9 protein-coding genes are annotated in these 8,727 nt (G+C 63.5%); 4 read left to right on the top strand and 5 right to left on the bottom strand.

Features of this window, described 5'->3' with window-relative positions:
* On the bottom strand, positions 1 to 827 hold an 827-nt coding region (locus tag U0988_RS10790), incomplete at its 3' end, for a methyltransferase (RefSeq protein WP_322292625.1).
* Positions 828 to 920: 93 nt separating this feature from the next.
* Here U0988_RS10790 and msrA point away from each other — a divergent pair.
* The 3 genes from msrA to U0988_RS10775 all read left to right on the top strand — a co-directional run bounded on the left by msrA (position 921) and on the right by U0988_RS10775 (position 2,415).
* Positions 921 to 1,463: a peptide-methionine (S)-S-oxide reductase MsrA gene (gene msrA / locus U0988_RS10785; protein WP_322292624.1), complete on the top strand. Its 543-nt coding sequence runs from the start codon at positions 921 to 923 to the stop codon at positions 1,461 to 1,463.
* Between the two features lie 187 nt (positions 1,464 to 1,650).
* Entirely contained in the window at positions 1,651 to 1,932 is a 282-nt protein-coding gene (locus U0988_RS10780; RefSeq protein WP_322292623.1) for a hypothetical protein, read from the top strand.
* Positions 1,933 to 2,109: 177 nt separating this feature from the next.
* A complete protein-coding gene (locus U0988_RS10775) occupies positions 2,110 to 2,415 on the top strand; it encodes a hypothetical protein (protein WP_322292622.1) in 306 nt (101 codons plus the stop codon).
* A 65-nt stretch (positions 2,416 to 2,480) separates the two neighbouring features.
* Here the strand turns inward: U0988_RS10775 and U0988_RS10770 are convergent, their stop codons facing one another.
* The gene (locus tag U0988_RS10770) at positions 2,481 to 3,713 is read right to left on the bottom strand and encodes an RsmB/NOP family class I SAM-dependent RNA methyltransferase (RefSeq protein WP_322292621.1); all 1,233 of its coding nucleotides are present in this window, start codon (positions 3,711 to 3,713) and stop codon (positions 2,481 to 2,483) included.
* Between the two features lie 55 nt (positions 3,714 to 3,768).
* On the opposite strand from U0988_RS10770, the gene U0988_RS10765 reads away from it, so the two are divergent.
* Complete coding sequence (locus tag U0988_RS10765) at positions 3,769 to 3,951, top strand: DUF1674 domain-containing protein (protein ID WP_322292620.1); 183 nt, start codon at positions 3,769 to 3,771, stop codon at positions 3,949 to 3,951.
* On the opposite strand, the gene U0988_RS10760 is transcribed toward U0988_RS10765, so the two are convergent.
* From U0988_RS10760 to U0988_RS10750, 3 genes are read right to left on the bottom strand one after another with little or no spacing between them, the layout of a single operon-like run.
* Positions 3,948 to 5,342, bottom strand: coding sequence for a cytochrome P450 (locus U0988_RS10760; RefSeq protein ID WP_322292619.1), 1,395 nt, complete (start codon positions 5,340 to 5,342; stop codon positions 3,948 to 3,950). The genes U0988_RS10765 and U0988_RS10760 overlap by 4 nt on opposite strands.
* Positions 5,343 to 5,382: 40 nt before the next feature.
* Complete coding sequence (gene hemH / locus U0988_RS10755) at positions 5,383 to 6,417, bottom strand: ferrochelatase (RefSeq protein WP_322292618.1); 1,035 nt, start codon at positions 6,415 to 6,417, stop codon at positions 5,383 to 5,385.
* Entirely contained in the window at positions 6,414 to 8,726 is a 2,313-nt protein-coding gene (locus tag U0988_RS10750; protein WP_322292617.1) for a molybdopterin cofactor-binding domain-containing protein, read from the bottom strand. Before U0988_RS10750 ends, hemH begins: the two co-directional genes overlap by 4 nt.
* Between the last annotated feature and the right edge of the window lies 1 nt (position 8,727).

The raw sequence follows: 8,727 nt of genomic DNA, 5'->3' as shown, positions 1-8,727 counted from the left end.
TTGTTTTTCAGGTCTTCGCGCTTGGTGGCAAGGACTGGAGGCATTTCCCACACGCCTTCTGCGTGATCGGCAGTATCCATCGGATTGGCGTTGATCTCGCTCGATCCGACCAGTTCGAAACCGTTGAGGCGCATGAAATCCACCACATCCTGCTGCTTGAGATAGCCCTTCGACCCGTTGGCATAGCTCCACGGGGCATCCACCTTGGCGCGGTGCTGGACCACGCCGAGCAGGCCGTCATCCTTCAGCAATTCGCGCATCGCGCGGATTTCGGTGTCGGCTATTCCGCCGCGAGTGATGCCATGAAGGCCGCGGATCACCAGAATTCGGTCGAAGGTGCCGCGCTGGTCATCGCCAATGCTGTCGAGAGTCAGCGCGCCGAACCGGTCTGCGGCAAGGCCGGTGTAGCCTGCAACCTCGGCCGGGAAACCGGCGGCCGCATCGCGAATACGCTGCTGGCGCGCAGCGTCGGCGGAGGCGGTGAGAGGATTCGCGTAGATGCCGACCAATTGCCCCTCGCCGCCGAGATAATGGCCAAGGAGCCGGGAATACCAGCCGCCGCCCGGCGCATATTCACCGACCTTCATGTCCGGCGCGACCTGAAAAAAGCTCAGGGTGTCGACCGGGTGGCGGAATTGATCGCGTAGCTTGTCCTGCGCGCGGGAGGGATGGTTGATCGCGCCGGAAAATGCCTCCGCATGGTGCGCGGCGAATGTTGCCGGATCGGACATCTCATGGCCCTGCCCGTGACCGTGCCCGTCAGCGAGCACCGGTGCGGCAAAGGCCAGCGCGCCTGCGGCCGCGGTAAGAAACAGCTTCTTCATCATGATCCCTTTCGAATGAATTCGAATTTCGCCGGATGGCACGATAGCAAATCCGGTTCAGGTGCTTATGTTCACACGAAAGCCATGGAGAATTCAATGAGCAATACACAGCAGGCCATCATCGCAGGCGGATGTTTCTGGTGCACCGAAGCGGTGTTCCGGGATGTCGTCGGAGTGAGCGAGGTCGAAAGCGGCTATGTTGGCGGCACCGTCGAAAATCCGACCTACAAACAGGTGTGCAGCGGCACCACTGGCCACGCCGAGGGCATCCGCGTGACCTTCGATCCCGAGGTGATTTCCTACGCCGAAATGCTCGACGTGTTTCTCGGCACGCATGATCCGACGCAATTGAACCGGCAGGGTAATGACGTGGGTACCCAGTACCGCAGCGCAATCTTCCCGCTCGACGACACCCAGCGCGCCGAAGCCGAAGCCGCGATTGCGCGGGCGAACGAGGATCACGGCGGCAAGGTGGTCACGACCATCGAAGCGCCGGTCAAATGGTTTCCGGCAGAGGATTACCATCAGGAATATTGGGAGGGCGAAGGCCAGCGCAATCCCTATTGCCAGGCGACAATCCCGCCCAAGCTGCTGAAGCTGCGCAAGAGTTTCCAGAACAAGGTGAAACAGGGCGTTTGATGCGGGGTTGGTGACGGGGTACCTCTTTCGGCGCTCTGTCGCAGCCAAGCATCCGATGAGATGTGCACAAGATGGGCGACGTCCGATTGTTGCAATATTCGCCGAAAAGCGGACATACCGGACACGACCCAGTTGCGGACATTAGTCACAATCCACTATGTAAGCCCTCATGAGGCTCCTGCTTATCATGATCGTATCGACCGCTGTGTCGGGGCTTTTGAGCTATTTCGCCATTAGGAAGGTGGTCGGTGTCGTCGCTCGAATAGCAGCCTTGTATGCCTGTATCTTCGCTCCACTTATGATCTACACCATCTGGTTTGCAATGACTCCGGGTGATGCGGAAGACTTCTGGGTTTGGTGGATGACCGGATTGGTAATGCTTTCGCCAGTGGTGGCTGCATGGACGGTTGGCACGCTAAGTGGAGGTCTTCTCGCAATAAAAGCCAAATCAGTGTCACCTTGGCAATGACGGAAGTCGGTGCGGGTTACGTCAGCTTCCCACCCAGTTTTTGCCGTTCAGAAGCGTTTTCCATTTTACCAAAAGCGGCCAGTCGGCTTACCATGGGTTTTTGATAAAAGCAGACCGGCAGGAAGCGACCCAATTCCAGACGTTGGCCGCAGGTTGAAAATGTGAAACAATGTCGAAATGGCGCAACCGATTTCAGACCTCGCAGATTACACCATTGTGGCTTGGGTTATTGAGCCGGATAACTGGCGTCTGGTGTTCGACTCATCTGATGGCGAGTCAGTCATTCAGCACGAGCTTGCTGGCGTATCTCGTTGGCGCACGTCTGAACTCCGTGACTCGGTCGGTGTGATGGAGATCCGTGTGAACACAGGGCTCGACGGAACGCTGACTTACACAATCGACACAACTTGTAATGAGGTTATCGAAGTCGTCTGCGCCCACGTCCATGAAACGCATATCAAACAACGAACCCACAAACGCTGACGTCCGCTGCCCACGACAAAGCAGCCATTCAAGCTTCTGGGCACAGCTCCCAAAACCCGCCGTAACTACTTCGTCCATCGCCCGATGAAGAAGCCGTCCATGCCGCCGGCTTCGGGCAGCATTGTGGGGTCGGTGTTCAGCCAGCCAGCCGCGTCGGGCTGTAACCCGGCGGGCAGTTCGGCGGCGGTGACCGGCACTTGCGTCAGCGGGACGGCACCCGTTTGGCCAAGGCCTTCCTCTTCCTCCAGCGAGCATACCGCGTAAACCAGCGTGCCGCCCTCGGGCAGCCAGCTTGCCGCACGGGCGAGCAGGGCTGCCTGCAATTCAGCCATTTCGCCGATCTGGCGCGGGCCGATCCGGTGCAGCACGTCGGGATGGCGGCGGCAGGTGCCGGTTGCGGTACAGGGCGCGTCGAGCAGGATGGCGTCGAACGGCTTGGCGGGCTGCCATGTCAGCGCGTCGGCGGTGATGATCTCGGCAGCAAGGCCGGTGCGTTCCAGATTGTTGCGGAGCAGTTCCAGCCGCCGCTCGCTGATGTCCAGCGCGGTGACTTGCCAGCCTGCGGCCGCGAGTTGCAAGGTCTTGCCGCCCGGCGCGGCGCACAGATCCAGCACGTGCCTTCCCTCTCCAGCGCCCAGCAGGCGGGCCGGGAGTGTCGCGGCGAGATCCTGGACCCACCATGCGCCTTCCTCGAAACCGGCCAATTCATCGATCGGCGTGCCGCGCGGCAGGCGCACATGGCCGGGGGCGAGGCTTTGTCCGCCCAGTTCCGCAGCCCATTTTTCGGTTTCCGCATGGTCCTTCAGCGCGAGGTCGAGCGGCGGCGGTTCGGCCAGCGCGCCGACGATGATCTCGGCCCTCTCGCCCCAGCGGACCATCACCGCATCGCTTGGCGTGGGGCCTTGCGGCAGCTTCACCTCACGCTTGGTCAGGGTGGAGAACACCCCGTGCGCCAACCGCCGGGGCCCGCCGGTCAGCAGCGGCAGCGCGGTGGCGATCACCGCGTGCGGAGGTGTGTCGAAGCGGAGCCATTGAACCAGCATCAGGCGGATCACGCTGCGCGCCTTGGCGTCATCCGACAGGCGGTTGCGAGTGGCGCTGTCGATCATCGCGTCGAGATCGACCAGCCAGCGCATCACTTCGGCCGCAATCGCGCGGGCCAGCGCCCGGTCGGCGGGACTGTTAATGCTGCGCAAGGCGCCGCGTTCGGCCTGCTCCAGCGTCTCGCCGCGGTGAAGCACGGCATCCATCATGCGCAGCGCGGCGCGGCGGGCGGGTAATCCGGGAGTATCTACCATCGCAGCGCCCCTATCCGCGATTGCAAAGAAGGGCCAGCGATACCATGTTGGCAAAATGACCGAGAGAGCCACCAAGCGTCCCGAGAGCTTCGCCAAACCCGGCCATTGGAGCAACGACCCGGTGCCGAAGCCGGAAGCGCCCCGGGTGTCGGACAAGCCCGCCGACGGCGACAAGCACGGCCTCAGCCCGACCCGCTACGGCGATTGGGAAAAGAACGGCATCGCTATTGATTTCTAGAGCGGCTTGAACGTCACCTTCAGCCCGTCTTTCGGCTGGGGGATCGGCCACGGCTGCCACTGGGGCTCATAACCCTCGGCGATCTGCACCTCATAGCGGGTCAGCACCTGCGCCAGCAGGATCTTCACCTGCATATAGGCAAAATGCAGCCCGAGGCACATATGCGCCCCGCCGCCAAACGGCACCCAGGCGTATTTGTGCCGCGCCTTGACCAGTTCGGGGGTGAACCGCATCGGATCGAACCGCATCGGATCGGGCCAGTGTTCTTCCTGATGATGGACCATGTGAACATTGATCCCGACCTGCGTTCCGGCCGGAATGGTGTATCCGCCATATTCGAAATCGCGCAAAGCGCGGCGCGGGATGGAGGGTACGGGCGGCATGAAGCGCAGGGCTTCCTTGAACGCCATTTCGGTCAGCTCCAGTCTGCCGAGATCGTCGTAATCGACCGGCTTTCCTTCACCGCCGGTTACCGCGCGCAATTCCTGCCGCACTTTTTCCTGCCAGTCGGGATTCGCCGCCAGCAGCCACAGCAGCGATGTGGCGCTGGAGGTGATCGTGTCATGCGCGGCCATCATCAGGAAGTTCATGTGATCGACCACGGATTCCACGCTCAGCAATTCGCCGTCCTCGTCGGTGGCGTTGGCGAACTGGCTGAACATATCCTGCCCCCCGCCCAGCTCGCGCCGGTTCAGCGCTTCCTTGCTGAAGAAATCGACCAGGAATTCGCGGCCCTTGACCCCTCGGCGCATCAGCGTTCCGGGGAGCGGCTTGCGGATCGGCGCGATCGAAGCCTGCACCATATCGACAAAGGCCCGATTGATCCGGTCCGCTTCGGGCCCGAACGGAATGCCGATGAAACTGTCCGCCGCCAGATCGAGGGTCAGCTTCTTGATCGCGGGATAGAACGGCATCTCCGCGCCGCCCCATTCCGCGACCCGCGCGGCGATCCCGCGATTGAGCGCATCGGCGTAGTGGCGCATCGGGCCGGGCTTGAACGCAATCGACAGCGCGCGGCGGTCCGCCCGGTGGTGGTCGAAATCGATCAGCATCAATCCGCGCGGAAACAATTGGTCGAGCACCGGACCCCAGCCCTGTTCGGAGGAAAACAGCTTGTCCCGGTCGAACAGCATCAGCTCGTTTGCGTCGGCCCCGATCAGTCCGACATTCCACCGCCCGAATGCCCAGTTCTTGTAGACCGGACCATAGGTCGCATACATCCGCTGCGCAAAGGCGTGCGGATCGGCCAGCATCTTGAACGTATTGCCCACCAGCGGCCAACCGCCCTCGCCCGGGATATGGTCGAGTGAATGCGGGGGCAGAGGCTGGCTCCAGTGCTGGGGCCAGCTTTTCGGCGCGGACGTGGCGTTTTCGTGTGCGGCGGTAGCCATCGGATTCTCCTACTTACCTCGGTGTAAGTAAGTCCGCGGGTTAAATCCAGCCCGACAATTCGCGGCGAGTGATGATCTCCAGCATCTCCATCCCGGCTTCGCTGCTGTTGAGGCACGACAGCGCCGCAAATTCCTCGCCGCCCGCCTCGGCAAATTGTTCCGCGCCCTGGATCGCGAGTTCCTCCAGCGTCTCGAGGCAATCGACGGCAAACCCCGGAGCGGCGATAGCCATGCGCCGGGTTCCCGCCTTGCCTTCGGCCTCCAAAGTATCATCGGTGGCAGGTTCGAGCCACTTGGCGCGGCCGAAGCGCGACTGGAAGGTTGTCACGAAGCGCATGTCGGGCCGCTTGCCCATCGCCTTCATTTCAGCCTCCAGCAAGCGGGCGGTCTTCTGGCAGTGGCAATGGTAGGGATCGCCGGCGGGCAGCGTGCGTTCGGGCATCCCGTGGAAGCTTAGCAGCAGGACCTCGGGTTCAAATGTCAGAGCATCCAGCTGCCGCGTCAAATCCTGCGCCAGCGCGGTGATATAGGCAGGGTCGTCGTGATAGGGCGGCATGGTCCTGAGCGTCGGTTGCCAGCGCATTTTGCCCAGTGCCTCGCCCGCCTTGTCCACCACGGTTGCCGTGGTGGCACCGCAATATTGCGGATACATGGGGGCGAGCAGGATGCGGTCGCAGCCGGCGTCCTTCAGGCGGGTCAGTTCCTGTTCGATCGACGGATTGCCGTAGCGCATTCCCCAGCCCACCTGCACGCTCTCGCCCAGCCTCACTTGCAGCGCTTCCGCCTGGTCGGCGGTCAGCGTGGCGAGGGGCGATCCGTGCTTGCCCCAGACCTGCGCATAGGCCTGGGCCGATTTCTTCGGCCGCGTGTTCAGGATGATCCCGCGCAGGATCGGCTGCCAGGCGATCGGGGGAATTTCCACCACCCGCCGGTCGGACAGGAATTCAAGCAGATATTTCTTCACCGCTTGCGTGGTGGGTGCGTCGGGCGTGCCGAGATTGACCAGCAGCACCCCGATGTTGCCGCTACGGACCGGGGGATGTTCGGGGCTGAGCTGCTGCGGGGACCAGGTCATAAGCCCTCCGCAAATAGGGGCAGGCGGCGGATGCGCAAGCCGGTTGCGGAATAGAGGGCGTTGGCAATCGCCGGCGCAGCGACCGCTACGCCCAGCTCGCCCGGGTCGAACGGCGGGGCCTTGCTGCTGATGAAATCAATCTCCACCTCCGGACAATCGGCCAGGGTGGGCATCCCGAGCGCGCCGAGCCCTTTGGCTGTCGGCACGCCGTCTATATATTCGAGTGCGGAGCCCAGTGCCAGGCTCATGCCGAACAGCAGGCCGCCCTCGATCTGCTGGCGGGCGATGTCGAGATTCACGATCCGGCCGATATCCACGACCGCGGTCAGCCTGGCGACGCGGACCCCGCCGCCCTCTCGTCGGGCAGTTGCGATACAGGCAATCCGGCCGGCATCGTCGCCCCCATTCTCATTGCCGCCCATGCGGTGACACGCCAGGCCCTGACCGCTCTGGTCCTTTCCTCCGTCCCATTGCGCCAGCCGGGCGACGTCCTGCAGACAGCGCGCCAGACGCAGGTCACCGCCGAGCATTTCGATCCGGTAGGACAGCGGTTCGCGCCCATGTCTCCATGCCATTTCATCCATGAAACTTTCGGTCACGAAGGCGGTGATGCCATGCGCGTTGCCGCGAAGCCGACCTGTCGGCAGGCCGATCCGCACCGGCACATGATCGAGCGCGACATTGGGGATGCCGTAGGGCGGCATGGCCCCCTCCATCACCATCGGATCACTCTCGCCCGCGGCCTCTTCGATCGCCGCCCAGCTGGTCTTGTTGCCGAACAGGCGCTGGCCGAATTCCTTGCCCGATGCCGGGGCGGCCATCCGCACGCGCAGAGTCTCGATCTCTCCGCCGGTCCCGAAATTGCCGTCCCCGCCGCCCAGTGTGGCGCTGACCAGCACTGCAGCGGGCATCCGCGGCTTGCCGCCAAGCAATTCCTGCCCGCGCGGCCAGATCAGCTGGACCGGGCGCAGACCGTCTTTCGCAACTTCACGCGCAATCAGCGCCGCCTCGACCGCGTGGTCATGTTCCAGCCGCCGGTCGAAACTGCCCCCAGCCGGCATCGGATAAAGCACCACGTCGCTGGTGGCGATGTCCAGCGCCTTTGCTGCCGCCTCCCGCGCGGCTTCGGGCGCCTGCGCAGCCATCCACAGCTCCAACCGCCCATCGCCGTAGCGCGCGGTGGCGGTGGTGGTTTCCAATGTGGCATGGGTCGCGGGCGAAAAATCGTAACGGCGTGCGACCTCGGTTTCCTCCATCAGGCTGTCGCCTTCGCCGCGGACTGCAATCCGGGTGGCGTCGCCGCGCCGCAGCGCTTCGTCCAGCGCCGCTTCGATGGTGGAGGAATTGACCGCCTCGGTAACATCGAAGCGCGGTTCCATCCGGGTGAGTGCCTGATCGGCGGTCCACCAGCTGTCTGCCACGGCGGCCAGCCACCGCTTGCCCTTCACGATGGTGACCAGCCCCGGCATCCCGGCCGCTTCACCCGCTTCGAAGCGGGACAGCACCGCCTGGTTGACCGGTCCGTGCCGGATCGAGGCATAGAGCATGTCCGGCAGTCGCACGTCGCCCGCGAAAAGATAGCTACCATCCACTTTTGACGGCAGGTCGAGCCGGGGAAACGCGGTGGGCGCGTCTGCCAGTCCGAAAATCGGGTCTTCCGCCGCCGCTTCGGGCAGCAGTGGTGGCGGATCGGGCGGGGTGAACCCGGCCGCTTCCTCCGCCAGTTCGGCGAAACTCAGCCGCTTGTCCTCGAAGCGGATGAAGCCCCCTTCCGCGATGCATTCTTCCCAGCTGATATCCCACCGGTCCGCTGCCGCCATCGCCAGCATCGCCCGCGCCGATGCGGCCGCGGCCCGGCATGGCATTTCATATGCCGCCAGCGAAGTGCCGTCCGCAGTCACGTTGAAACGGCTTTCCTGCGCGTAACGCTGCGCCAGCAAATCGTCCGGTTCATTGGCAAGGCCCGGCAGGACCGGCATCCACAGCGGGGCCCAGCGCGCGGCGAGTGGGACATTGGCATAGGCACCGCTGACCGGTGCGGGCTCGACTGCGATCTGGCGCCAGTCCGCGCCGAGTTCCACCGCCACGATCTGCGGCAGCAGAGTTGTGATCCCCTGCCCCATTTCCAGCTGCGGCACCGCAACCGTAATTACGCCGTCCCGGCCAATTTTCAGCCAGGCGTCGAAAGCGTATTCATCCCGTCCGGGTGACAGCGGTGTGGAAAAGCTGCGCGGGCGAAGTGTCCATGCGATCAGTAACCCTCCGCCAACCGCAGCACCGACCAGCACGCTCCGGCGGGTGACCGGCATC

Origin of the sequence: Allopontixanthobacter sp. (assembly GCF_034376665.1) — a bacterium.
Taxonomy (GTDB): Bacteria; Pseudomonadota; Alphaproteobacteria; order Sphingomonadales; family Sphingomonadaceae; genus Allopontixanthobacter.
Note: the sequence above shows the minus strand (reverse complement) of the source record. Positions and strands in the feature narration are given on the sequence as shown.